Source organism: Runella sp. SP2 (assembly GCF_003711225.1).
Classification (GTDB): domain Bacteria; phylum Bacteroidota; class Bacteroidia; order Cytophagales; family Spirosomataceae; genus Runella.
Map to the genome: position 1 here is coordinate 82,001 of NZ_CP031030.1, position 25,149 is coordinate 107,149.

Here is a 25,149-nt window from a genome sequence, read left to right on the forward strand (position 1 = left end):
TTTTAACCTATGATGATACAAATGAAAAAAACACTTTTACTAGGCTTATTGGCGGTGGGGCTAGGGGGCGCTCATGCACAAACCGCCAGCATGGCATCGCCCGATAAAAACATTGTGCTCAAAACCCAACTTGCGGCCAATGGCACGGTGTCGTACAGCGTTTCGTACAAAAGAAATACGTTCGTGGAGCCATCCAAGTTAGGGTTTTCGCTGAGTCGCCCTAAGACGATGTTGGCCCAATTTTCGCTGGTAAGCATAGACTCGTCCACCGTGGACGAAACGTGGAAACCCGTTTGGGGGGAGGTAAACCAAATTCGAAACCACTACAAAGCCCTGACGCTGACGCTGAAAGACAAAGCGGGGATTGTGGTGAAAGTGGCCTTTCGGGTGTTCAACGAAGGGGTAGGGTTTCGGTACGAATTTCCAAAACAAGAGCTCCTCAATCACTTTGTAGTCGCTGACGAACTGACGCAAATCAATTTGGCGGGCGATTATAAAGCCTTCTGGATTCCAGGCGATTATGATACCAATGAATATTTGTACAACACCACCCCATTGAGCCAAGTGGACGCAGTGGCGGCGGCGGCCAAAGAAACCGACATCGCGCTCAAATCGGTCATTGGGCCAAACGTGATTCAAGTCCCCCTGATGCTGAAAACTCCGACGGGAATGTATGTCAACCTCCACGAAGCAGCGTTGGTCAATTACCCCGTGATGCACTTGGCTTTGGACAAAAAAACGTTTACCCTGACCTCTCACCTTGTGCCCGATGCGGTGGGCAACAAAGCCTATTTGCAAACGCCGTTTACAACCCCGTGGCGTACCATCAACGTAAGCGATAAAGCGACGGATATTTTGGCGTCGAAAATGATATTGAACCTAAATGAACCTTCAAAAATCACGGATGTATCGTGGATTAAGCCCCAAAAGTTTATCGGTATGTGGTGGGAAATGCACGTGGGGAAAGCGACTTGGGAAAAAGCCTCTGGCAAGCACGGGGCCAATACGGCCAACGTAAAAACCTACATCGACTTTGCCGCTCAACACGGCTTTGATGGAGTGCTAGTGGAAGGCTGGAACGAGGGCTGGGAAGATTGGTTTGGTAATTGGAAAGAAAATGTGTTCGATTTTATCACCCCTTATCCTGACTACAACACCAAAGAATTGACCGACTACGCTCGTCAAAAAGGCGTTCGGATTATTATGCACCACGAAACGTCGGGGGCGGTGACCAACTATGAGCGTTGGATGGATAAAGCTTTTCGCTATATGCAAGATAATCAGATGAATACCGTTAAAACGGGCTACGTGGGACGGATTATTCCGCGCGGTGAGCACCACGACGGGCAATGGATGGTGAATCACTACGAACGCGTAGCCCAAAAAGCCGCCGAGTATAAAATCATGGTCGAGGCCCACGAGCCTGCGCACCCTACGGGCTTGCATCGGACGTATCCCAACTGGCTGGCCAACGAAGCTGCCCGTGGAAACGAGTTTAATAATGCACCTAAACTCGGACTTGTGCCCGAGCACGAAACCATTTTGCCGTTTACGCGCTTGATGGGCGGCCCGATGGACTATACGCCTGGCTTTTTTCATTTCCAACTCAACCAGTACGATGCTTCGCGTACCACGCGTGTTCGGACGACCTTGGCCAAACAACTGGCCTTGTACGTAACGATGTACAGCCCTTTGCAAATGGCGGGCGATTTTCCCGAAAATTTTAACAAGCACTTGGATGCGTTCCAGTTTATCAAGGACGTTCCCGTGGACTGGGACGATACCAAAGTATTGGCGGCCGAGCCAGGCGATTTTATTACCATTGCCCGCAAAGCAAAAGGAAAACCCAACTGGTTTTTGGGAGCGATTTCGGACGAAAACGCACGAACGTCGGTGTTAAACTTTGATTTTTTGGAAGAAGGAGCCACGTACCAAGCCACCATCTACCGCGACGGTGAAGGTGCCGACTGGAAAACAAACCCCGAGGCGTATGAAATTGAAAAAATGACCGTTACCAACAAAACCACCCTAAGCATTCGACTGGCCAAAGGGGGAGGTTGTGCCATCAGCATCATCAAACAATAATTTATATCCATCAAAAACACAATGAAACAGTCAAAATTAGCCATTTTAGTAAGTACTTTTTTTCTTTTCTCGTGCTCAGCTTGGAGTCAAACCAATGTATTGCGGCAGCGTTTGCAGCGAGTAGCTTCCACTACCCAAGGAATGTTGGGCATTGGTGTGGTTGACTTGAGTAATGGTGATACGGTGAGTGTCAATGGGCAGGGGCGTTTTGCGATGCAGAGCGTGTATAAATTTCATTTGGCCTTGGCGGTATTGAGCGAAGTCGATAGGGGAAAATGGACGTTAGAACAAAAAATAAAAGTGACTAAAAAAGACCTGTTGCCAAATACGTGGAGTCCTTTGCGGGAAAAGTATCCCAACGGTGAGGTCGAACTTCCGTTGCGTGAAATCCTTGAATACACCGTAGCGCAAAGCGATAATAACGGCTGCGATATTTTGTTTCGTTTGATGGGAGGTACCAAAGTGGTTGATAAATACATCAAAAGCATTGGTATCAATGAGGTAAACATCGTAGGTACGGAAGAAGAAATGCACGCCGATGAACGCGTGCAATTTGATAACTGGAGCACGCCGCGTTCGGCCGCGAAGTTGCTGGAGGTGTTTCACCAAAAGAAGATACTTTCAAAAAACAGTTGGGATTTTTTGTGGAATACGCTCGTCGGTACCACCACGGGGCCGCGTAAGCTGAAAGGGCAGCTGCCTCAGGGCACGATAGTTGCGCACAAAACGGGCTATTCGGGAGTAAACAAACAAGGGGTTATTACGGCTACCAACGATATTGGTATTGTACAGTTACCCAACGGCAAGCGATTTGCCATCGCAGTTTTCCTAAACAATACCTCACTCCCAGAAGCGGAGTGTGACCGTGCCATTGCAGAAGCGGCCAAAGTGGCGTGGGATTATTTTTTAGGGAAATAGCTTCCAAAACGTTGTTTAGACCGTATTTTTGCCTTTATATCTTCTTGCCACATTTTCAAATTCTCAATTTAAATGCGTATCGGAATCTTTTTTGGCGGCCCAGCGCGTGAGCGCGAAATCTCTTATGCGGGTGGTAAAACTGCCTATGAAAACATCGACAAGACGTTGTTCACTCCTGTATTGGTGTTTGTGGACAGCCTCGGTAATTTTATCCTGACCGATGAGGAAAAATTGTACCATTCGGGGATTCGGGAATTTTATCCTGGGCCTGCGTTTCGTGATGGTGGGTTTGAAGTGTATATCGAGTCGTTGCAGCAGCAGTTGGCTCCGCAAGAAATTGAGGCATTAATGCACGCTATCGGAACGCCGATTCAGCCGAAAAACTTTAAAACGTATTTCGATTTTGCGTTTATCATCCTTCATGGCCCCGACTGCGAAGACGGAGCCGTCCAAGGTTTGTTGGAGTGGCATAAAATCCCGTACATGGGGCCAGGCTTATTGGGGTCGGCGGTGAGTATTGATAAAATTTTGCAAAACGAGCAAATTGCCCGCGCCAATGGACAGCAGAAAAAAATGCAGGTGGTTCGCTGGGAACAATGGCGCGGAACGGAAGCCGCCGAGGTATTTGAAGCGGCCAAGGCGGAGTTGGGTCTTCCTATTGTCGTAAAAGCCCCGCACCAAGGCTCGTCGATTGGGGTTTCAATTGTCAAAGAAGATAGCCTCGACGACTTTGTGAAGGCCATGAACCAGTGCTTTTTTGCTTTGGAAGTAACTGCCGACGAATGGAAAGGCTACTCGAAGGAGGAAAAACACACATTTGCGCAGCGCATTGCCAATCTCGACGAAAGCATTGGCTACCCCGTCGTGATAGAACAAACGGGCGAATTTATCTATCACCCCACCGAATTGATTGAGAAATTGGGAAATTGGTCAACGGGAAACAGTCAACCCGAAATTCTTAAACTGACTCTCTTATCCGCCAATGCCGAAGACCAAGTTTTATTAGAAGAGTTTGTGAAAGGGCAGGAGTTCTCGTGCGGGGTGATTCAGGATAACGACGGTACAGTGATTGCGTTGCCGCCTACCGAAATTGCTAAATTGGAAGAAAATCAAACCTTTGACTTTAAGACAAAATACAAATTAAACGTTACTCGGAAATTTATTCCTGTACGTACGTCGCTCGAAAACAACCAAAAGATTCAGTACAACATTGCGTTGGTATTTGAAAAAATGGGCATGAATTCGGTCGCACGGATTGACGGATTTTTAACACCCGACGGCCGCGTTTTGCTCCACGACCCCAACACCCTGCCTGGGATGTCACCGACGTCATTGATTTTTAAACAAATGGCTGAAATTGGCTTGGACGTTACGCACGCCATCACGTACCTGATTCGTCAGTCGTTGCGCGAACGCATTCGTACGGGAAAAGACACGGTACATCTGCGTCAATTATTGGCGGCATTGGACGAAAAAATTGCCGCTCAATTGGCCGAAATTACGACTGAAGAAGTGGTATTTGAAGCGACTCAAGAAGGCTATTTGGAAGGTCGCCGTCGTTTTAGTCAGTTATCGGCGTCGGGAAAAGTAAAACCTATTGCTGTGTTGCAAACCAGCGAATCAGAAAAAGTCGTGATGCCTGTCAATTTGTTATTCAAAGATACCATCGACGACGTTTTAGAGGCGTTGGCGCAGCCCATTCATCCGCTGATTGAAGAAACCCGCGCCAAAGCCATCAACGTTACGAAGCGTTTTGTGGGGTAAATCCAATCCAGATTGATTCATCTCTAAAAAACGGTGTTGAATTCCTGAAAACGCTGAAGTAAACAAGGCTCTTTTTGAGAACAATTTGTTTACTCCAGCGTTTTTCTTTTTGAAATACGGATGATGGGGGAGTAAATTTTCCCATTTTTCAGTATTTATACCGATAGACCTTTCCGATTACGTCAGTATCATGTATAAAGTAGCTTTTCGACTGTTCGTTGTTTTGTTCGCTTTCCGTTCGTGGGCGCAGTCCGACACCACCATTACGCTGCAAGCCATCACGGGACTTCAATTTGATTTGGCGCGTTTTGCCGTCAAACCCAATCAAAAAGTCAAGATTTTGTTTAAAAACGAAGACGACATGGCGCACAATCTGGTGATTACGCAACCCGATAAACGCCTACCTGTGGTCGAAACCGTCATCAAAATGGGGGACAAGGCCCAAGCAGTCAATTATGTCCCGCCCATGACCGAAGTACTCGTGGCGAGTAAAATATTAGTGCCCAATACCACCGAAACCATCACTTTCACCGCACCAGCCACCGAAGGGGTGTACCCGTACGTGTGTACCTACCCAGGGCACGGCTATGTGATGTACGGCGCGATGTACGTCACCACCAAGCCGTTGCCGTTGCTTGCAACCGACCCTAACATTCCACCTTCGCGCCAAACGCTGGAACGGATTCCGAGTTCGCCGCACCCTTTTCCGTTAGAATATCCGCTGCTTTACCGCACTTTTATGCCCGACTGTAGCCCTGCGGCCATTGCCGTGGCGTTGTCGGTGTCTCATGCCTACTGTTTTGATGCGGGCAAGTGTTATTTGCGTTATGCGTGGCGAGGCGGATTTGTGGACAACACCGACCATTGGAAAGGCAACGGCAATGCGCTAGGCAAAATCCAAGGAACAATTTATTTTAAAGATAACGTCACCTACCCACTGCGCGTAGGGAAAGCTGATAAGTTACCCGAAGTTGATTTTAAAGGTTATACCCTGACCAATCGCCTGCCGACGTTCCGATACGCCATTGATGGGGTAGAAGTACGCGAAACGCTCAAGGCTTTGCCCAACGACGAAGGAGTATCGCGGACGTTTGTTTTTAGCAAACCTACGACCCAAACCGTGTATTTGGTGACCCAGCCTACAGATGGTATTACCTATAAATCGTCGGTAGGAAAGTGGCAAAACGGTACGTTGACGTTGCCTAAAGGTACGACCAAATGCGTCGTGACGATGCAGGCCCCACCCGCTGCCCACGGAGCGCATCACGGGCATTAACAGCCGTGTTTTCGGTTGCTCACAACCGAAAAGTTACCAAAAAAGAAACTACGTAAAACGAATACAATTAAGAATAAAATTAACAATGAATTCACCCAAAAGTAGAGGACCACACAAACGCTTTTTGATTGTCTATTTTTTGGTTCAATTGATGATAAGTCCGTTGTTTGCGCAGCGCGACACGATTACCAATTATTACGAAACCGAGCAAATCAAACTTCCTAAAGGACTTCGGGCTGAGACGGGTGGAATGGATTTTATGCCCGACGGGCGTTTGGTGGCGTGTTTTCACTTGGGAGAAGTGATGACTTACAACCCCAAAACCAAAGTTTGGAAGAAATTTGCGGAAGGTTTGCACGACCCGTTAGGCGTGGCAGCCATCAGTAATACGGTGATTTTGGTGATGCAGCGTCCCGAACTGACGCGCATCAAAGACACCAACAACGATGGAGTGGCGGATGTCTATGAAACCGTGACCGACGATTTTGGTATGTCGGGCAATTACCACGAGTTTGCTTTTGGGCCGCTCAAAGACAAAGATGGCAACTATTTCATTGCCCTCAACGTCGCCTCCAACGGTGCAGGGATTCGTCCCGAAATTCGCGGAACGTACGACTCACTGAGCCGCGATGGGCGGATGTACTCGTGTGTGCCGTACCGTGGTTGGGTGATGAAATACAACGTAAAAACGAAAAAATTGGAGCCGTATGCCTCGGGTTTTCGTTCGCCCAATGGGCTAGGATTTGATGCAAAAGATCGTTTGTACGTGTCAGACAATCAGGGAGATTGGCGTGGAACAAGTCCGTTGTACCACGTTGAAAAAGATAAGTTTTATGGACACGTAGCGAGTTTGATTTGGAAAAAAGATTTTCCTCGCGTTAAGCCACTTTCATTGCCCGTCGAACAGCTTGACAGTATGCGTACCCGCGAAGCAATTGCGTTTCCGCACACCGAAATCGCCCATTCGGTGACGCAGCCTTTGCTCGACAACACGGGCGGGAAATTTGGACCCTTTACGGGGCAACTATTCATTGGAGAAATGGATTATCCGCGATTAGTGCGCTTGTTGATGGAAGAAGTGGGTGGACAAATGCAAGGGGCTTGCGTGGCTTTTGGCGACGGAACGGGGCTATTGAAAGGAAATAACCGCTTGGTATTTGATAAAAATGGCGATTTGTGGATTGGTCACAACGACCACGGCTGGGTAGGTGACGAAGGGCTTTCGCGCATTCATTGGAAAGGTAAAGTTCCGCTGGAAATCATGGCGATGAACCTCACCAAAGAAGGGTTTGAACTTACGTTTTCGCTGCCCGTAGATGCTAAGATAGCGGCCAATCCGAGTTTGTATAAATTTCAGCGTTATTACTACAAATACCACCGCCCCTACGGCTCGCCCAAAACCGACGTGGCCGATGTCGCCGTGAAGGAAGTGACGGTATCGCCCGACGGGAAAAAAGTGTCTTTCAAATTGGCCGAATTGAAAGCGGGTTATGTTTATGACCTCAAAATGGGAGAGCTAAAAACCACCGATGGAAAGCTGCTAATGAACCGCGCGATTTATTATACGTTGAATAAACTGAAGTAGGGGGTTGCCCGTTTCTAGTGGAGCCTAAAACATTTCCAACGAAGGGGGGACGAAATTTTGTAGGTAACTAGGGAAATGTAAACACATAGTTGACATAGAATTTTGACATAGCACACAAAAGACTGTCTATGTTTACATATGTGTTTATTCTAGTGTTTTCTATGTGTTTCAAAAAGATGTTACCATATCCTGCATTTATTCGTACACCCCCAACGAAGCCTGTATCAAGAGAATTAAGAAGGGGACAAGGTGTTCTCGCAGAAACTTTACGGACTTGTAAATCAAATTGACGACCGCTTGGTAGGTCAGCTTCATCACTTCGGCGATTTCGTCGTAATTTAATTGGCTAAAAAAACGAAGATAAAGGGCTTCTTGCTGCCGTTTGGTAAGTTGGCTTATCAAATGCGTGAGCCTTTCTTTTTGTTCATGGTCGGTTTGTTGTTCTATTAACCAACTTTCGTGGCTGATTTCGAACCACTCGTTGGGTTCTTCCTCAATGACATCAAAGCGATTTTCTTTTCGCAACTCCCGCGTTAGCTTGAATTTCAGTGCTTTGAAGAGATAGCCCTTGACCGACGTAACTTCTCCTAAACGTTCTTTGGACGTCCAAAGCTCAAAAAAAAGGTCTTGGATGCAGTCGTCCAAAAGCTGCGTATTACGGACAATTTTATATCCATACAGATATAACGGCCTGTAATACTTCTTAAAAAGTCCCTCAAAAGCTTTTTGGTCGGCGTTTAGAAAACCCTTCCACAATTGAGTTTCATCCATCTAACCAAGTGTTTATATACCACTATTACAAAAGTGAAGCAAAAGTAGGCTATTTAATGATGTAGCAATTTGAATTTTTTGAGAATAAAAAAAAAATAAGAAAAAAAATGATTATCCCGTGATGGTTTGCAGTACTGGTACATGAAAGGGTTAATAATCTTGATATGAAACCAGAACAATTGCTGACCGACGAGACCTTTCTTGCTTGGTATTTCCAAACCGACGATGAGTCGGTCGAAAAATGGAATAGGTCAATGGCCGAAAACCCTTCCCTCAAGGCAAGTGTGGACGAGGCTGTGTCTTTGTTGCAATTTATGCAAAGTGAAGAAGAGAGGCTAGTCAATGAACAGCAGATTGAGCAAGCGACTGCGCGATTGATGTCGAGGGTACAAGATTGGGAAGAAACCAAACCCGCAACTCGTTCGCTGTCGCGTGTATTTGTTCGATGGGCGTGGCCTGTCGCAGCGAGTGTTTTGATGGCATTTGGGCTGGTTTGGTACCTGAATAAAGAAGAGGCCGACAACGTATATGTGGCTTCGGAGCACATGATGGAACTGAAACTTGCCGACGGCTCTTTGGTAAAACTGAACAAAGGTGCTGAGTTGAAAGTAGAAAATTTGGACCAAAACGCTACTGGAAACCGAGAAGTATGGCTCAAAGGAGAAGCATTTTTTGACGTAAGTCACTTGCCCAATCACCGAGGCTTTGTGGTGCATTCGGGCGACGTAAATGTGGCTGTATTAGGAACACGCTTCAATGTTCGCAATGGTGCTAATGCTACATCCGTGGCGCTCGAATCGGGAAAAGTAGAATTGTCATTGGTAAATAACCACGCCCAAAAATTAGTGATGAAACCAGGCGATTTGGTAGAATATTCAACGGCTTCGGGTGGCTTGGTAAAATCAGAAATCAACGTTCAAACGTATGCTGCTTGGCAGTCGGGCAAAGTGGTTTTTGAAAATGCAACGTTGTCCGAAATTCAAAAAACGTTAGAAGGTCGCTTTGGCCTGAAAGTGCAAGTAGAGCCAGGCAGCGAGCTTGGAGAGTTCAACGGCGCTTTTCCGTCTGACGACCCCGCCGTGCTCATCAATGCCTTGGAAAAAGCATACCCAGGTCAGGTGGTTCGTGTGGAGGGCGGAATTCAAGTGCGTAAGTCTATTAATAATTGATCGTCAGGTTTTTTAGAATATCAAACCATTGTCTATATGAAAAGTTTCTACCGTCGGAAATCACGGCAACAGGCGCTCGGGCTACTGTTTTGCTGCTTTGCCTTTCAGGCATCGGGACAATTACTGGCCTCGCGCGAAGTGGCTGGAAATCAGGGTCAGTACCAAAAGTCAACCACGACCAAATCGCTCAAAAGCGCTTTGAAAGATCTTCAGTCCAGATACAAAGTTTCCTTTTCTTATGACCGACGAACCGTTGAAAACAAAACCATTGAGTATGGCGTACAACAGTTTGGGTCGTTGGAAAAAGAACTAGATTTTATATCATCCACACTAAATCTACGTTACGAAAAACTCGACAAAAATCTGTACCTACTGACGCCCATGACCAAATGGGCGGGGTTTGTACAAGAACCTTTGCGAGTAGCGCCCCCCGCAACCACCTCCACGCCCCAAGTTTCGGAAGTACAGGCATTAGCTCCTGCCCGAAAATTGGTGAAGGTGATTGCGGGCAAGGTGGTGGCCAAGTCGGATGGAGCACCTTTGCCTGGCGTTAATGTCGTGATAAAAGGAACCCAAACGGGCACGATTTCGGGAAGTGATGGCTCGTTTAGCATCGACGCCCCCGCTTCCACGTCGGTGTTGGTATTTTCGTTTATCGGGTACCAAACCAAAGAAGTGGCGTTGGGAGATAAAACCAATCTTCAAGTAGAGTTAGAAGAAAGTGCTATCGTGCTGAACGAGGCGGTCGTAACGGCCTTGGGTATCAAGCGTGAAAAGCGGTCGCTGGGCTATTCAGTGGGTAATGTAGAAAGTACCGCCCTTACCCAAACGCCGCAAAACAACGTGCTCAACACCTTGGCAGGAAAAGTGGCGGGGGTACAAATTTCACAAATGGGGGGGGCCGTTGGCTCGTCGGTGAGCATGGTGATTCGCGGCGCTAACTCGCTCAACAGCGACAATCAGCCCTTGTTTGTGATTGATGGTGTGCCTGTTGCCAACCGCATGACCAACTCCTTTGCGGGAGCCGACATGGGAAATCCAATTTCGGACATTAACCCCAACGATATTGCCAATATTTCGATCCTAAAAGGGCCTAGTGCGGCGGCTTTGTACGGTTCTCGGGCAGGAAGTGGCGTGGTTTTGATTACGACCAAATCGGGGACAGGAGGCAAAAAAGGCATTGGGGTGTCGTTGAACACCTCCGTCGTGATGGACAAGCCGTTGGAATATGTGCACGTTCAAAACAAATTTGGTTCAGGAAAAACGGGTGCGCACGTGTTGGAAGAAGCCGAAAACGAAAGCTGGGGCGCTGCCTTAGATGCGGGTGAAAATTGGGCTTTGTGGAACAGCAACGGCCAAAAAGTACCCTTGATTTCGTACCCGAACCGCTTCAACGATTTTTTTCAAACGGGCGTAACCAACACCAACAACGTATCGGTGAATGGCAATTATGAAAAAGGTAATTTTCGCCTATCGGTAGGAAATATGAGCAACTCGGGTATTATTCCAAATACCGACTTGTCGCGTTTGACGATTGCCCTCAATTCTGCTTACAACATTACGGATAAGTTTCGTACTTCGGTAAGTCTGAACGTAACTCAGTCGGGCTCAGACAACCGACCGTTGATTGACGCCAGTCGAAACGACCCCGTTAGAAGTGTTTACGAAATGGGTTCGCAGGTGAATATCAACGATTTGCGTAGCTATTGGTTGCCAGGCCAAGAGGGAATAGCCCAACTTAAATACAAAGACAAACAAAACAACCCTTTCTTTTTGGTATATGAAAACCTGACGGGTTTTAGCCGCGATCGTACGGTGGCTAAAATCCAAATGGATTATGATTTTACCAATGAATTGACCCTAACGGGCAAATACGCGCGGGATTCGTACAGCGAGATTTTTGAGGCCAAAAAAGCGTACAGCAATTTTGAAGCCTTGAAAGGTGGTTATACCATTTCCAACGATTACCGCAAAGAACAGAACTTGGATTTGATGCTCAATTATAAAAAGAGCTTTGAAAACAGCTGGAGCCTCAACGCGATGGTGGGTGCCAACCGTTTGGAACAATACTACCAGTCGTTGTACAATGCCACAACCGAACTCGTAATTCCAGGGTTATATACCATTGCCAACGGTGCGCCTGGAACGTTCAATCCGCTGAGTTCTTTCTCCCGAAAACTGCTTTATGGCGTGTATGCGTCGGCATCGCTTGGGTTCAAGGACTTTGTTTATTTGGATTTGACCGCCCGCAATGACTGGACAAGTACGCTCAAAAAAGGAAATAATTCGTACTTCTATCCGTCGGCGTCGTTGAGTGTCTTGTTGTCAGAAGTAGTCAAAATGCCATCTTGGGTTGATTTTGCCAAAGTACGCGCGGGCTTTGCCCAAGTCGGTAACGACGTTGACCCATACAGCCGTTCACAAACTTACAGTACTGCGCTCGACTGGGGGGCGGCCAAGCGCATGTACATGGGAGGAGTGCTTAGAAACCCTGATTTGAAGCCCGAAATTTCGACTTCACACGAGATTGGGGTGGATTTTAAATTCTTCAAAAACCGACTTGGATTAGAAGCCACTTACTACAAACGCGGCAATAGAAACCAAGTACTTTCTATCGTAACACCCATTGAATCAGGAGCGAGCAACAAGCAAATCAATGCGGGATTGGTGGAAAGTCAGGGCTTTGAGATTGGGATAATCACGACCCCCATCAAAACCAAAGACTTTACGTGGGACATGAATTTTACCTTGACCCGCAACCGCACCTATATTCGTAAGCTGGCCGAAGGAATCAAGTACTTCTCGTTTACATCGTACAGCGGCGCTGAGGTTCGTACCTACGAAGGTGGGCAAGTGGGAGATATTTATATGGCGCCTATGTTGAGGGTAAAAGATAAAGCGTCTCCCTATTATAATTATCCAATTGTGACCAGCGGAGGGCTTTACCAAACCGACAATGATCCCAACAATTTGGTGAAAATCGGCAACTTTAACCATAACTTCTTGATGGGAATTCAGCCGACCATTCGGTACAAAAACTTGAGCATTTTTGCCAACATCGACTGGCGCCAAGGCGGACAATTCTATTCAAATACCATGATGTTTCTTGGAAATAACGGAATGTTGGACGAAACGCTGTCGGGCGTGTCGTATGACCCATCGCGTAGCCTTGCCGAACAAATCAAAGCCAATCCAGACATGTACCTCGGCAATTGGGTTGGAGGAAGAAACGCTGCTTATGGAGGTTTTGCGTGGCCTGAAGGAAGCGCCGAAGCCGCAAAACGCTTGCAAGATGCCAGCCTGAATCCTGGGGTTCTTGCCACCAAAGATGCCGCAGGAAATACCGTTTATGTGGAAAATTTGGGAGGAGCAGGCAGCAAATGGATTGACCCATTCAGTGCGTACCGCTACGCCAATCGTCCTTTCCCTGACCGCAATTTGTACAGCGCCACGTACGTCAAGCTGAGAGAAATATCGGTGACTTACTTTTTGCCAAAAAGCTTTGTGAGCCGTTTCAAAGTTCAAAATGCCTCTTTGTCGATTGTCGGGAACAACCTGTACATGTGGACCCGTCACGGAATCAAGGGCTTGGATCCTGAGCGCGCTTTCCGTCCCACGGGTACCAGCTGGTCGCAGGGGGTTGAATATTACAATGTGATGCCAATCACTGGCTCAGTAGGTTTCAAATTGAATGTTGACTTTTAAAATTGGGTAGCGATGAAATTCACAAACATAAAAAAAGGGGTTGCCGCTTTAACCGTAGGTGGCTTGCTGTTTTCGTGCCAAGATTTGACCGAAATCGACAAAAATCCCAACAGTCCAGAGGATGTTTCTTCCAACTACATTATGACCTTTGTGCTGTCCAACACGGGTAAGACTTTCTTTAGCTTGGGCAGAGACGGGTCTAAAATTGGGGCAGCGATGCAATACATGCAGGCGGGTACCAACGAAGGAGCGGCGGTAATCAACCAATACGCTTGGACGCAAGAGTCGTGGAACGGTTATTATGAGATTTTGCGCAATAATCAGTTGATTTACGACAAAGGCATCAAAGAAAATAACCGCTTTTTTCAGGCCATTGCCCTCACGATGCGGTCGGCTGTGTTTGGCCTATTAACCGATTTATACGGTGATATACCTTACACTGAGTCGCTCAAGGCATCTTCTGGTTTATTTTTTCCAAAATACGATGAGCAGGCCGTCGTGTATAAAGGCATTATGACCGATTTGAAACAAGCCGTGACCTTGCTCAATAGCCTCGAAAGCAAAGATGCCGTCAACCCAACGTCAGATATTTTGTACAAAGGAGACGGGAAAAAATGGCGAAAATTGGCCAATTCGCTCCGTTTGCGTTACGCCTTGCGCTTGTCCGACAAACGTTCAGAAATGAGTGCCTTGGGCGTAAATATCCAAGCAGAATTTACGGAAGCGTCCGCCGATGCTTTTACGAGCAATAGCGATGATGCTTCGATGGCGTTTGTGGGAGCGAGTGCCGATAATTCAGCCCCAGGTGGGCCACTCAATTCGCCCAACCCCAACTTTTTGTTGAAACCTGGGCAGCCATTTGTTAATAAGTTAATCGCCCTAAATGACCCGCGTCTTCAACGTTGGATACAACCTGTGCAGCGAAAATGGGATACCAAAGTCACCAAAGAAACAACGGTAACGGTCAAAAATAGCTACGGTGAAAGTTATTCGGTTGTGTATGTCCCGACGACATCGACCAACGTAGATACCTCGCTTTACGTGGGTCTTCCTGTGGGTTTGCCCATTACGCAGGCAGTAGCTTACAATAAAGGCAATGACGCGACGGCTTACAATAACGAACGCAATCCCTACATTTCTTTCTTGCACGAACGCTACCGTAAAAACACGGATACGTATGTTCCAATGAACATCATAACGTACAGCGAGGTGGAGTTTATTCTGGCTGAAGCAGCTTTGGCGGGAAGTTTTGGTGCAACCGATGCCGAAGGCCACTACAAAAAAGCCATTCGGGCTTCAATGGACAAAGCAGGGGTGTTTACGGCAACCTACGATTTTGACAAATATTACGCCCAAAATACGGTAAACTACACCACGGCTGCCAACAAACTAGAGCGAATTATGGAGCAAAAGTGGCTTTCCTCGTGGTTTGGCATTGAGTCGTGGTTTGACTGGAGACGAACGGGTTTTCCTGCGTTGAAGGCGGGTGAAGTGGCACAGTACGGTAAAGCACTGCCGATTCGATACATGTATCCGTCTCCCAACCAAGACCCTTCTTATTTGACGAATTACAACTCAGCCGTTGAGCGCTTAGGAAGCACCAACTATATCCCATCAGGACAAAGCAAAGACCACCCATACGCCAAAATGTGGCTCATTCAAGGCACAAGCAAACCGTGGAATTAGGTAGTTTTTGGCACTATTTAGCTTTAAAAAATTAGAGTTTCTGTTCTTTAAGCCTTCCCGAAAGTTCAACAACTTTCGGGAAGATTCTTTTTGTACTTGGAAAATCTGATTATGAAATAACGCACCAATGAAATCTATTTTAACCGCACTCCTCTTTTTTGTTATTTTTCACGTTGGCCATGCCCAATCGTGGATAGACCTGACCCAAGCCAGTATTCATCATCGTTCTGCTGATGCGGCTGATTTCAAAGAAATTGTCAATGTTTTGCAAGAAGAAATTGCAAAGCGTTCAGGAATAACACCTAGCGTTTCCCCCAATTTGTCAGAAACTACCAATGCCTGTATTTATTTGGTGCTGGATAAAAACCTAACGGAATTACCCTCGACGCTACGAACTGACCTGCTTCGATTGGCGGCGCCTACCCAAGAAGGCTTTCGGATAGTAGCGTTTGCTGATAAAAAAACGGTCGTGATTGCGGGAAAAGACGTACGAGGCGTCTTGTACGGCGTGGGGCGTTTGCTCCGCAAGGCCGAAATCACCCAAGGGCAAATTCGTTTTCCTGCCGATTTGCGCCTTTCTACCAGTCCCAAATACCTCGTCCGAGGACATCAATTGGGCTATCGTCCCAAAACCAACTCGTACGATGCCTTCACCGTGGCGCAGTACGACCAATACATTCGCGAATTGGCACTTTTTGGGGCTAATAGTATCGAAATCCTCCCGCCTGGCACCGACGACGAGCCAACCAGTCGCCACATGAAATTGGCGACGCTGGACATGGTCAAAGAACAAGCGCGGATTTCCCAACGCTACGGACTGGACGTTTGGATGTGGTATCCCAACATTGGGAAAGACTTTACCACGCCCGAAAAAGTAAAAAATGAGTTGGCCGCCCGTGAAATTGTCTTTAAGGCGGTTTCAAAGATAGATGCCGTTTTTGTACCAGGCGGCGACCCAGGTGAACTCGAACCCGACGAGCTTTTTGAGTGGATGGATAAAATGGCTTTGCTGCTAAACAAATATCATCCTAAAGCCAAAATTTGGATTTCGCCGCAGTCGTTCAAGCCCACCAAAGTGTGGTTTGAGGCGTTTTTTCGGCATGTCAACAAAGGCTATCCTTGGTTGGGGGGCATTGTGTATGGGCCTTGGGTGAAAGTGCCGATTGACCAAATTCGTAAAATTGTGAAGCCGTCGATTCCCATTCGGAATTATCCAGACATTACGCACTCCATTGCCGCGCAATACCCCGAACCCGACTGGGATCCTGCTTGGGCGGTTACGCTCGGACGCGAAGCGGTGAATCCTCGCCCCAAAGACCAAAAGTTTTTCCACAACATCGTCGCGCCGTATTGTATTGGAAGCATAAGCTACTCGGAAGGAACCAACGACGACGTCAATAAATTTATCTGGAGCGACCAAGATTGGGATCCCAAAACGGACGTCAGAGAGACGTTGAAAGACTATAGCCGTTTGTTTTTTGGGGCAGACTTAGCGATGGACGGAGCTTTGGGCATATCAGAATTAGAAACCAACATCAAAGGGCCTGTGTTGGCCGCCAATCAAATCGAACGAACGCTACTGAGGTGGCAAAAGATGGAGCAGTCGGCCACAAAAACGCTTCTGTCCAATCCCCGTTTTCAGATGGGATTGATTCGGGCGTATTTTGATGCTTACGTTCGGGAAAGAAGCATTTACGAAACCCAGCTGGAGCACCAAGCCTACGAAATTCTGAAGTCGGTAGAAGGCAATGCCCAAGCCAAAGCCCAAAAAGCCATGAACGTGTTGAGCAAAGCGTGGAATGAACCCGTTGGTGTTTCGTTACGAGAACGGTGCTTGGCTTTGGCCGATTCGTTGCATCGTAGTATCGGGGCACAGCTAACGGTGGTCAAACACGGCGCCATGCCAGGGCGGGGCAATTTTATTGATAACCTCGATTATCCGCTCAACGACGCGCCGTGGCTACTGCGCGAGCTGAAAAAAGTGGAAAAAATGGACGACACGCAGGGGCAACAGGCATTGGCGCGTTTGCTCAGTCGCACCTACCCAGGCAAAGGCGGTATTTACGATCATTTTATGAACCCAACGAGCCGTGCGCGGGTAGTACCTACCAAATACAACTGGAACAACGACCCCGAAAGCCTCCAGTCGTCGCGGATAGGATACGGGATGAACTTGCCCAAGGAGTACTCTGATAGCTTCCCAAGAATGAGCACCCCCGTACCAGCCGTGCCGAGGGCGTGGACGAGCCAAATCGAAGTGTTGTACGATAATGTTCTGAAAATCAAGTACGACCAATTAGAAAAGGGGGCGAAGTACAAAGTGAAAGTGGTGTACAGCGGTAGGTTTAAGTCGAACATGCGCATGATGACTTCCGACGGCATTCTTATCCACGATTATATCAAGCTGGGTGAGCAACCCGAATACGAGTTTGAAGTGCCTGCCCAAGCCATTAAAAACGGCGAAGTGGTGTTTCAGTGGAACTGCAAAGAGGCCGAACGGGGCTTGCAAGTAGCCGAAGTATCGCTGATTCGTACGGAGCTATAAGGTGGGCGGCCTTTCTGAAGAAAAGCCTAAAAAAAATCCCCCTCTCCTTTCAGTAGAGGGGGATTTAGGGGTGAGGTTGAACAAGAAAATTTGCTGCTACCAGACTTTTGAGGCATCCTCATTTCTTACCGCAAAAACCAAACTTTGCGTATCAAGCCTTTCTCCACCAAATAGATGGCCGTGGCCGAAAACTCTTGCCCCCGTCCCGTAATGTATTCTTTGTCAATGACGTAGTTGCCTTGGATGATTCGTCCGTGCAAGGCAGCGAAGTTTTGGGGAAACTTTTTGAAAAGACTTCCGTAATCATTTTCTAGGTCTTTTTTGGTCAAAACGCGCGGTTTTGCGTTTGGAAAACTGTAAATCTCAACGGTATCGCTGTAGGTTTCCACAAACGCTTTGAGATCTTGGCGGTTGTAAGCATCCAATTGCTGCTGGACGATTTTTTCAGGATTTTGAGAAAATACTTTCCACGAAATAAGGAAAAACACGGGTAAGAAAAGTGATTTCATAGCAACGTTTATTTTTGATACACGCGTACGTAGTCGATGATGTATTTGGACGGAAATTTACTAGAAGAAGGGTCACCGCCGTTATCGCCGCCGATGGCGAGGTTGAGCAGCAAATAGTGGGGCTGCATAAAGGGGTTTTTCTGCGTCCCGTCTTGGTTAATGGTATATTGAAGTTCCACAAAATTCAGCAATTCGCCGTCCACGTAAAGCCGAATGGCTTTTTCGTCCCAGTCCATGCGCCACACGTGAAATTTCTTACGCCAGCGCGGGTCTTGAAACGTCTCAATTGGTTTTTTAAGGTCGCGCCAAATCGCTTTGAAGCGGGTTTCACTTCCCCACGCGACGTTGGCCAATAACATCCCTCGATAAAACTCCATGATGTCGATTTCGCCGTTACGAGGCCATTCACCTGCTACGCCTAGCGTCCAAAACGCAGGCCAAATTCCCGCTTGCGTATCTATTTTAGCCCGCATTTCGAAGCGGCCATATTGCCAACTGTGCAAACCTTGGGTTTTTAAACTAGCGGCGGTGTAGTCGATGTTGGCACGCTGTTTGCGCCAATCTTGGCTTTGAGCGTCGTATGTTGGGTTTGGTTTTTGTTCACGTCGGCCTTCGATGATAAGCTTTCCTTTTTTGACGTACGCATTGTCGGGCTGATACCATTGTAGCTCGTGGTTGCGCACAAATCCTTTTTCAAAAGCCCAGTTTTGTGGATTGGGTGCACCATCTTTGGAAAACTCGTCAGACCATACCAATGCGTAGCCTGTATATTGGGGAATTTTTTGCCCAAAAATAGAATACGGAATCCCCACAACTCCCAATAATAACCCTAAAAAGGATAAAAATGTCGATTGGTATTTTTTTGGTAAGTCTTTGGTAGGTTTGAATTCCATTAGGATGTGGATTTTATAGTGACTTAATGGTTACTTTTTTGGAAATTTGTGTCAATTATATAGTTCGTATATTTTAACTTATTCCTGTTATCTATGAGAAAGACCTCGCATTTGTGGTTATACTTTGCAACTGCGGTGGCTTTGGGCTTGCAAAGCTGTTCCCGAAACCCCGTTACAGGTAAAAAAGAAATCATCTTTATGTCCCAAGACCAAGAAATTGCGCTCGGGGCACAGTCGCACCCTTCGATAGTGGCTACAATGGGTCTGTATGAAGATGCGAAGCTACAAAACTTCATCAATGAAAAAGGAAAGTCGATGGCAGCTATTTCGCACCGCCCTGACCTCCCTTACCAGTTTCACATCGTAGATTCTCCCGTGGTTAATGCCTTTGCTGTTCCAGGCGGTTATGTCTATTTTACCAGAGGTATCATGGCGCATTTCAACAATGAAGCCGAATTTATGGGCGTTTTGGGCCACGAGATTGGCCACATTACGGCCCGTCACTCGGCCCGTCAGCAGACCTCCCAAGTACTTGGTACTGTAGGACTAATGGCTGGAATGGTGTTATCAGATAAAGTACGTCAGATGGGCGACCAAGCCATGCAAGGATTGCAAATGGTGTTGTTGAGCTACAGCCGTGCGCACGAGTCAGAGTCCGACAAAATTGGGGTTGGCTATTCAAGCAAAGTAGGCTACGATGCCCGCGAAATGGCGCAGTTTTTCGGAACGATTAAACGCATCTCTGACAAAAGTGGTCAGGCGATTCCTACTTTTATGTCAACACACCCCGATCCAGGTGACCGCTTTACCAACGTGCGCCAAATGGCTGAAGAATACCAAAAAGCAAACCCAGGGCAGTATTTGGTGGAAAGAGAGCGCTACTTGCGCATGATTGACGGAATTATTTTTGGAGATGATCCAAAGCAGGGCTTTGTAGAAAACTGGAACTTTTACCATCCAGAATTAAAATTCCAATTCCCCGTTCCGCGTGACTGGCAGTACGAAAATTCACCCATACAGTTCCAAATGGCGGCCAAAGATGGCAAATCGATGATGATGCTGACCGTTGCTGAAGGAAAAACGCTGGATGAAGCTGCCCAAAACGTCGTCAAAAACTATAATTTCAAGGTGTTGGAAAACAAAAAAACGACCATTAATGGAATCCCTGCGGTGGTGATGGTTTCACAAATCCAGCAGCAACAACAGCAGCAGCAAGGAGGCCAAACTGCGCCGCAACAAGCCCAAGACCCGAATACGGTAGTGCAGGTAGCGACTTATTTGTATCAGTATAATGGCATGGTTTTGGCGATGCACGGTATGAGCTACGCGCCAACATTCAACACGAATTTTGCCACCTTCCGCAATGTGGGGGAGAACTTCCGTAACCTCAACGACCCTGATAAACTTAACCGTAAACCCGATCGTATTCGTATCAAAACGGTAGCACGTACGGCTGCTTTCAAAGACGTAATGAAAAGTTTCGGAATGCCTGATAGCAAGTTGGAGGAATTGGGGATTTTGAACCAACTACAAGCCAACGACCAAGTGCAGCAGGGTACATTGGTCAAGATAATTTCAAAATAAAACTCGTAAAAACCCCTCTTGGTCGCAAAATCGCCTGAGGACGAGTAAATAAGCCCAAGCGAGGTTTGGGCTTTCGCAACGAACGGAGTAGATTTGGGTTAGAATACTCACATTTACTCCGTTTTTTTTGCATGAAAAAAATCATTACACTTCTCATCACACTAGCGGTAACTTCGGCCGTAAGGGCACAAACGCCCACTTTCCCCCGCAACGGGGTCTATGACGAGCGGCCAGAAATGTACGCTTTTACCAACGCGACCATTTATGTCGATGCCCGTACGGTTGTTGAAAATGCAACCTTGTTAATCAAAAATGGAATCGTTGTGGCAGCCGCCAAAGACGTTCAAATTCCTTCTGGTACAGTAGTTACTGACCTAAAAGGCCGTCGGATTTATCCTGCGCTTATCGACATGGAGTCAGATTACGGAATGCCCGAAATCGTTCGTGGGCAGCGTGGAGGCCGTGGTTTTACCCAGCAAATCGAGTCCAACAAAAAAGGAGCGTATGGCTGGAACCAAGCCGTCAACGCCGAAACGGAAGCAGGCAAGCTTTTTACTCTGAATGCTACCAAAGCCGACGAGATGCGTAAGCTAGGTTTTGGCGCAGTACTGACCCACCACCACGACGGGATTGTGCGCGGGAGCGGAGCGTTGGTAAGTTTGTCTTCCGAAAGCGAAAACACGACCTTGTTGCGTCACCCTGTTTCGTTTCACTTGTCGTTTAGTAAAGGTACTTCTACTCAGCAGTATCCCAACTCACCCATGGGCTCGATGGCCCTTTTGCGTCAGACGTATTACGACGCCGAGTGGTACAAAAACAGTGGCAAGAATGTAGAGTTTAACCTCTCATTAGAAGCATTCAACAAGTTCAATTCATTGCCAACTATTTTTGAAGCAACCGACAAGTGGAGCTTGATGCGGGCTGATAAATTGGGCGATGAATTTAAAACGCAATTTATCTTTAGAGGCTCTGGCGATGAATACCAGCGCATCGACGAAATTAAAGCAACGGGTGGCGCTATCATTCTGCCCATCAATTATCCTTCGGCTTTCGACGTAGAGGATGCGTGGGATGCTGATAACGTAAGCCTTGCCGAAATGAAGCACTGGGAAATGGCGCCTGCTAACGCCGCCGCTCTCGAAAAAGCAGGTGTGAATTTTGCCCTGACTTCGGCTTTGCTCAAAACAAAAACGGAATTTTGGCCTAACCTTCGCAAAGCCATTGAACACGGCTTGAGCGAAACCAAAGCCCTCGAAGCCCTCACGACCATTCCTGCCCAATTGCTCCAATGCAGCGACAAAATCGGAAGCCTCAAAACAGGTACGTGGGCGAACTTTATCATTACGTCGGGAAGTATTTTTAGCGCGGATAATATTCTGTACGAAAACTGGATTCGTGGTAAAAAATACGTCATTAATTCATTGAGCCAAACGGATATTCGTGGTACATATCAACTGAACCTGAACGACGAAAAAGGCAAGCTCGTCATTACTGGCAAGCCCGATAAGCCCGAATACCAAGTAGTGTTGCGCGATACGGTAAAAATTACGCCCAAAGTAACATTCCTCAACGACGTTATTTCGATTAATTTCCAGCCCGACCGCCGTACGCCTAATGCGACGACGCGTTTGACAGGCTATTTGGAAGGAACGACCCTGAAAGGAAGTGGTGAAAACGCCAAAGGCGAGGCTATCAAATGGGCCGCTACGTTCCAAGAAGCCTACAAAGCTCCTGAAGCCCGCCGCGATTCTACCCAACGCCCAGTGCCTAATGTTGGCAAACCGCTTTACCCGTTTGTTGGGTTTGGCAACACCGAAAAACCAAAGTCTGAAACGATTTTGGTAAAAAATACAACAGTTTGGACCAGCGAAGACGCAGGCGTATTGACAAACACGGATGTGTTGGTCGAAAATGGAAAGATTACCAAAGTGGGTAAAAACCTTTCGGCACCCAACGCCCGACAAATTGACGGAACGGGTAAGCACCTTACGCCTGGTATTATTGATGAACACTCGCACATTGCGCTTGCATCCATCAACGAAGGAGGACAATCAAGCTCGGCGGAAGTACGCATGAGCGATGTCGTTAATCCTGATGACATTAACATTTATCGTCAGTTGGCGGGAGGCGTAACCATGTCGCAGTTATTGCACGGGTCGGCTAACTCAATCGGTGGGCAGTCGGCCGTTGTCAAACTCAAATGGGGAAGCAACGTCAACGAAATGCTCGTTCCTGAGGCGCAGTACATCAAATTTGCCTTGGGTGAAAACGTAAAACAAGCAAATAGTCCCAATGCGACCATTCGTTATCCTCAAACGCGGATGGGGGTAGAACAAGTGTTTTACGACCATTTCATTCGCGCCCGTGAATACGACCGCTCGTGGGATGCGTATAATTCAATGAAAAACAAAATTGGCGTTCCAGCGCCACGTCGTGATATTGAATTGGAAACATTGGCCGAAATCTTAAACGGTAAGCGCTTCATCACTTGCCACTCGTACGTACAGTCAGAAATCAACATGTTGATTAAAGTGGCTGATTCGTTAGGGTTCAAAATCAACACATTTACGCACATTTTGGAAGGATACAAAGTAGCCGACAAAATGAAAAAACACGGGGTTGCAGGTTCGTCGTTTGCCGACTGGTGGGCGTACAAAATGGAGGTAAAAGACGCGATTCCGTACAACGCGGCGATTTTGGCGAAAGTAGGCGTATTGACCAGTATCAACTCTGACGATGCCGAAATGGCGCGCCGCCTTAACCAAGAAGCGGCCAAAGCCGTTGAATACGGTGGCATTGCCGAAACGGAAGCCCTCAAAATGGTGACGATCAACCCTGCGAAAATCTTGCGCCTCGACAAACGCACAGGAAGTATTAAAGTGGGAAAAGACGCTGATTTGGTGTTGTGGAACAACCACCCGCTGTCTATTTACGCACGCCCTGACTACACAATTGTAGAAGGCGCGATTTGTTATTCGACCGATGGCGACGACAAGCGCCGTGGTGAAGTAGAACAAGAGCGCGCGCGTTTGATTCAGAAGATGATTTCTGCCAAAACAGGCGGTGCTACGGCCGTTCGCCCACCGTTCCGTCGTCAGCGCATGTGGCATTGCGAAGACGTTGAAGGCGTTACGGCGGAAGGAGAAGAAGAAGGGAAATAGCCGATGGCGCTTGCCTCTGGGCAAGTGACCACTATTAAAAGGCTTCCAGCCGCTACTTTGTGTTGGTTTTTACGAATGAATTAAAAAGAAATTTCCATGATTGTTTCCATAAATAAAACAAAAACAACGGCCTTCAGGCGCTTGGCTGAGATAGTTTTTGGAGCCTCTGCTCCTGTACTTTTTAGCCTTATTTCTCTTTCATCAAATGCTCAAAATCCCGCCCCTGCCAAGCCCCAAGCCAAACCGATGGCGCTAGTGGGTGGCACGGTTCACGTCGGCAATGGGACGGTGATTGAAAAAGGCGTCGTGGTGTTTGACAAAGGTGTATTGACCGCCGTAGGCGATGCAAGTACGACGTTTGACAAAGCGAAAACCGAAGTAGTGGACGTGACGGGTAAACACCTCTACCCAGGTCTTATTGCGATGGGTGCCACCACAGGTTTGGTTGAAATTACGTCGGTACGTGCTACGGCCGATAACCAAGAAATTGGTACTTTGAACCCCAACGTTCGGGCGTTGATTGCCTACAATACCGATTCAGAAGTGATTCCTACGCTTCGTAACAACGGCCTATTGCTTACCCAAGCCACTCCCCAAGGAGGAACTATTTCGGGTTCGTCGTCGGTGATGGAGTTGGATGGTTGGAACTGGGAAGATGCTGTACTCAAAAAAGATGATGGGCTTTGGCTAACGTGGCCTGCGTTTTTTGCCCGTGAGTTTAACTTCGATGATTTTTCGGTAAATCTGCAACGCAATACGCGTCGCCAAGAAGTGATTAACTCGTTGGCACAGCTATTTTCCGATGCACGTGCCTACAGTGAAATCAAAAACCCAGCCACTACCAACCTCAAATTGGAGGCATTACGTGGTCTTTTTGATGGGCGTCAAAACCTCTACATCCGCGCCGACAACAGCAAAGACATTGTAGAGTCGGTGAAGTTTGCCAAACAGCAAGGCGTAAAGAAAATCATCATCGTCGGGGCTGAAGATGCCTTACGCGTAGCGGAGTTTTTGAAAGAAAATAACGTGGCCGTTGTTTTAGGCGAAACGCACCGTTTGCCTGCGCGCCAAGACGAACCCGTGTACCAGCCGTACCGTTTGCCAGCGCTGCTTCAAAAGGCAGGCGTAACAGTAGCTCTGAGCTACGGCGAAGCTTATTGGCGGACGCGTAACCTTCCTTTTACGGCAGGTACGGCGGCAGGTTTTGGCGGAATTTCGTCGGAAGAAGCCTTAAAAATGATTACGTCAACGCCTGCCAAATTGTTGGGAATTGACAACGTTGTTGGTACCATCGAAAAAGGAAAATTAGCAACGTTGGTGGTGTGTAAGGGAGATATTTTAGATATGCGTTCCAACGGCATTGACCATGCCTTCATTCGTGGCCGCAAAATCGACCTCGACGACCGCCACAAGCGTCAATACCGCAAGTACACCGATAAGTACGAGATTGGAACAAAATAAAAAGTGTCGAATGGAGAATGCAGAGTGTCGAGTTGTT

Annotated in this window: 15 protein-coding genes; 12 read left to right on the forward strand and 3 right to left on the reverse strand. The window is 47.4% G+C overall.

Translation table 11 applies throughout. The annotated features are described in order from the left end of the window. Nucleotides 1-21: 21 nt before the first annotated feature. The 5 genes from DTQ70_RS00360 to DTQ70_RS00380 all read left to right on the forward strand — a co-directional run bounded on the left by DTQ70_RS00360 (nt 22) and on the right by DTQ70_RS00380 (nt 7,628). The gene (locus DTQ70_RS00360; RefSeq protein ID WP_164489787.1) at nt 22-2,085 is read left to right on the forward strand and encodes a glycoside hydrolase family 97 protein; all 2,064 of its coding nucleotides are present in this window, start codon (nt 22-24) and stop codon (nt 2,083-2,085) included. 21 nt (nt 2,086-2,106) lie between these two features. Then, the gene (gene bla / locus DTQ70_RS00365) at nt 2,107-3,003 is read left to right on the forward strand and encodes a class A beta-lactamase, subclass A2 (protein WP_122928962.1); all 897 of its coding nucleotides are present in this window, start codon (nt 2,107-2,109) and stop codon (nt 3,001-3,003) included. A 72-nt stretch (nt 3,004-3,075) separates the two neighbouring features. Continuing rightward, on the forward strand, nt 3,076-4,767 hold the full coding sequence (locus tag DTQ70_RS00370) for a D-alanine--D-alanine ligase (protein WP_122928963.1): 1,692 nt from the start codon (nt 3,076-3,078) through the stop codon (nt 4,765-4,767). A gap of 190 nt (nt 4,768-4,957) precedes the next feature. Further along, nucleotides 4,958-6,043, forward strand: a complete 1,086-nt coding sequence (locus tag DTQ70_RS00375; RefSeq protein WP_122928964.1) for a plastocyanin/azurin family copper-binding protein — start codon at nt 4,958-4,960, stop codon at nt 6,041-6,043. 85 nt (nt 6,044-6,128) lie between these two features. After that, on the forward strand, nt 6,129-7,628 hold the full coding sequence (locus DTQ70_RS00380; RefSeq protein WP_229600044.1) for a hypothetical protein: 1,500 nt from the start codon (nt 6,129-6,131) through the stop codon (nt 7,626-7,628). A 195-nt stretch (nt 7,629-7,823) separates the two neighbouring features. Here the strand turns inward: DTQ70_RS00380 and DTQ70_RS00385 are convergent, their stop codons facing one another. After that, the gene (locus tag DTQ70_RS00385; protein ID WP_122928965.1) at nt 7,824-8,399 is read right to left on the reverse strand and encodes an RNA polymerase sigma factor; all 576 of its coding nucleotides are present in this window, start codon (nt 8,397-8,399) and stop codon (nt 7,824-7,826) included. A 164-nt stretch (nt 8,400-8,563) separates the two neighbouring features. Between DTQ70_RS00385 and DTQ70_RS00390 the strand changes: the two genes are divergently transcribed. The 4 genes from DTQ70_RS00390 (at nt 8,564) to DTQ70_RS00405 (ending at nt 17,504) form a co-directional block, all read left to right on the forward strand. After that, on the forward strand, nt 8,564-9,568 hold the full coding sequence (locus DTQ70_RS00390) for a FecR family protein (RefSeq protein WP_122928966.1): 1,005 nt from the start codon (nt 8,564-8,566) through the stop codon (nt 9,566-9,568). Between the two features lie 36 nt (nt 9,569-9,604). Beyond that, nucleotides 9,605-13,273 (forward strand): SusC/RagA family TonB-linked outer membrane protein, encoded by a 3,669-nt coding sequence (locus DTQ70_RS00395; protein ID WP_122928967.1) that lies wholly within the window; start codon nt 9,605-9,607, stop codon nt 13,271-13,273. A gap of 12 nt (nt 13,274-13,285) precedes the next feature. Continuing rightward, on the forward strand, nt 13,286-14,959 hold the full coding sequence (locus tag DTQ70_RS00400) for a SusD/RagB family nutrient-binding outer membrane lipoprotein (RefSeq protein ID WP_122928968.1): 1,674 nt from the start codon (nt 13,286-13,288) through the stop codon (nt 14,957-14,959). A 127-nt stretch (nt 14,960-15,086) separates the two neighbouring features. Then, a complete protein-coding gene (locus DTQ70_RS00405; protein WP_122928969.1) occupies nt 15,087-17,504 on the forward strand; it encodes a hypothetical protein in 2,418 nt (805 codons plus the stop codon). A gap of 125 nt (nt 17,505-17,629) precedes the next feature. On the opposite strand, the gene DTQ70_RS00410 is transcribed toward DTQ70_RS00405, so the two are convergent. After that, on the reverse strand, nt 17,630-18,013 hold the full coding sequence (locus DTQ70_RS00410; RefSeq protein ID WP_122928970.1) for a nuclear transport factor 2 family protein: 384 nt from the start codon (nt 18,011-18,013) through the stop codon (nt 17,630-17,632). Between the two features lie 8 nt (nt 18,014-18,021). Next, nucleotides 18,022-18,906 (reverse strand): family 16 glycosylhydrolase, encoded by an 885-nt coding sequence (locus DTQ70_RS00415; protein ID WP_122928971.1) that lies wholly within the window; start codon nt 18,904-18,906, stop codon nt 18,022-18,024. Nucleotides 18,907-18,999: 93 nt separating this feature from the next. Between DTQ70_RS00415 and DTQ70_RS00420 the strand changes: the two genes are divergently transcribed. From DTQ70_RS00420 to DTQ70_RS00430, 3 genes are all read left to right on the forward strand, one after another. Further along, complete coding sequence (locus tag DTQ70_RS00420) at nt 19,000-20,490, forward strand: M48 family metalloprotease (RefSeq protein ID WP_122928972.1); 1,491 nt, start codon at nt 19,000-19,002, stop codon at nt 20,488-20,490. A gap of 131 nt (nt 20,491-20,621) precedes the next feature. Then, nucleotides 20,622-23,651: an amidohydrolase family protein gene (locus DTQ70_RS00425; protein ID WP_122928973.1), complete on the forward strand. Its 3,030-nt coding sequence runs from the start codon at nt 20,622-20,624 to the stop codon at nt 23,649-23,651. Nucleotides 23,652-23,747: 96 nt separating this feature from the next. After that, nucleotides 23,748-25,112 carry an amidohydrolase family protein gene (locus DTQ70_RS00430; protein ID WP_122928974.1) on the forward strand — a complete coding sequence of 455 codons (1,365 nt, stop codon included), beginning with the start codon at nt 23,748-23,750 and terminating at the stop codon, nt 25,110-25,112. The last annotated feature ends 37 nt before the right edge of the window (nt 25,113-25,149 follow it).

Bases quoted from the DNA above. Each gene is read 5' to 3' on its own strand.
- DTQ70_RS00370 (WP_122928963.1), top strand. From the start codon at position 3,076: ATGCGTATCGGAATCTTTTTTGGCGGCCCAGCGCGTGAGCGCGAAATC.
- DTQ70_RS00390 (WP_122928966.1), top strand. From the start codon at position 8,564: ATGAAACCAGAACAATTGCTGACCGACGAGACCTTTCTTGCTTGGTAT.
- DTQ70_RS00395 (WP_122928967.1), top strand. From the start codon at position 9,605: ATGAAAAGTTTCTACCGTCGGAAATCACGGCAACAGGCGCTCGGGCTA.
- bla (WP_122928962.1), top strand. From the start codon at position 2,107: ATGAAACAGTCAAAATTAGCCATTTTAGTAAGTACTTTTTTTCTTTTC.
- DTQ70_RS00380 (WP_229600044.1), top strand. From the start codon at position 6,129: ATGAATTCACCCAAAAGTAGAGGACCACACAAACGCTTTTTGATTGTC.
- DTQ70_RS00385 (WP_122928965.1), bottom strand. From the start codon at position 8,399: ATGGATGAAACTCAATTGTGGAAGGGTTTTCTAAACGCCGACCAAAAA.
- DTQ70_RS00405 (WP_122928969.1), top strand. From the start codon at position 15,087: ATGAAATCTATTTTAACCGCACTCCTCTTTTTTGTTATTTTTCACGTT.
- DTQ70_RS00420 (WP_122928972.1), top strand. From the start codon at position 19,000: ATGAGAAAGACCTCGCATTTGTGGTTATACTTTGCAACTGCGGTGGCT.
- DTQ70_RS00360 (WP_164489787.1), top strand. From the start codon at position 22: ATGAAAAAAACACTTTTACTAGGCTTATTGGCGGTGGGGCTAGGGGGC.
- DTQ70_RS00400 (WP_122928968.1), top strand. From the start codon at position 13,286: ATGAAATTCACAAACATAAAAAAAGGGGTTGCCGCTTTAACCGTAGGT.
- DTQ70_RS00415 (WP_122928971.1), bottom strand. From the start codon at position 18,906: ATGGAATTCAAACCTACCAAAGACTTACCAAAAAAATACCAATCGACA.
- DTQ70_RS00430 (WP_122928974.1), top strand. From the start codon at position 23,748: ATGATTGTTTCCATAAATAAAACAAAAACAACGGCCTTCAGGCGCTTG.
- DTQ70_RS00375 (WP_122928964.1), top strand. From the start codon at position 4,958: ATGTATAAAGTAGCTTTTCGACTGTTCGTTGTTTTGTTCGCTTTCCGT.
- DTQ70_RS00425 (WP_122928973.1), top strand. From the start codon at position 20,622: ATGAAAAAAATCATTACACTTCTCATCACACTAGCGGTAACTTCGGCC.
- DTQ70_RS00410 (WP_122928970.1), bottom strand. From the start codon at position 18,013: ATGAAATCACTTTTCTTACCCGTGTTTTTCCTTATTTCGTGGAAAGTA.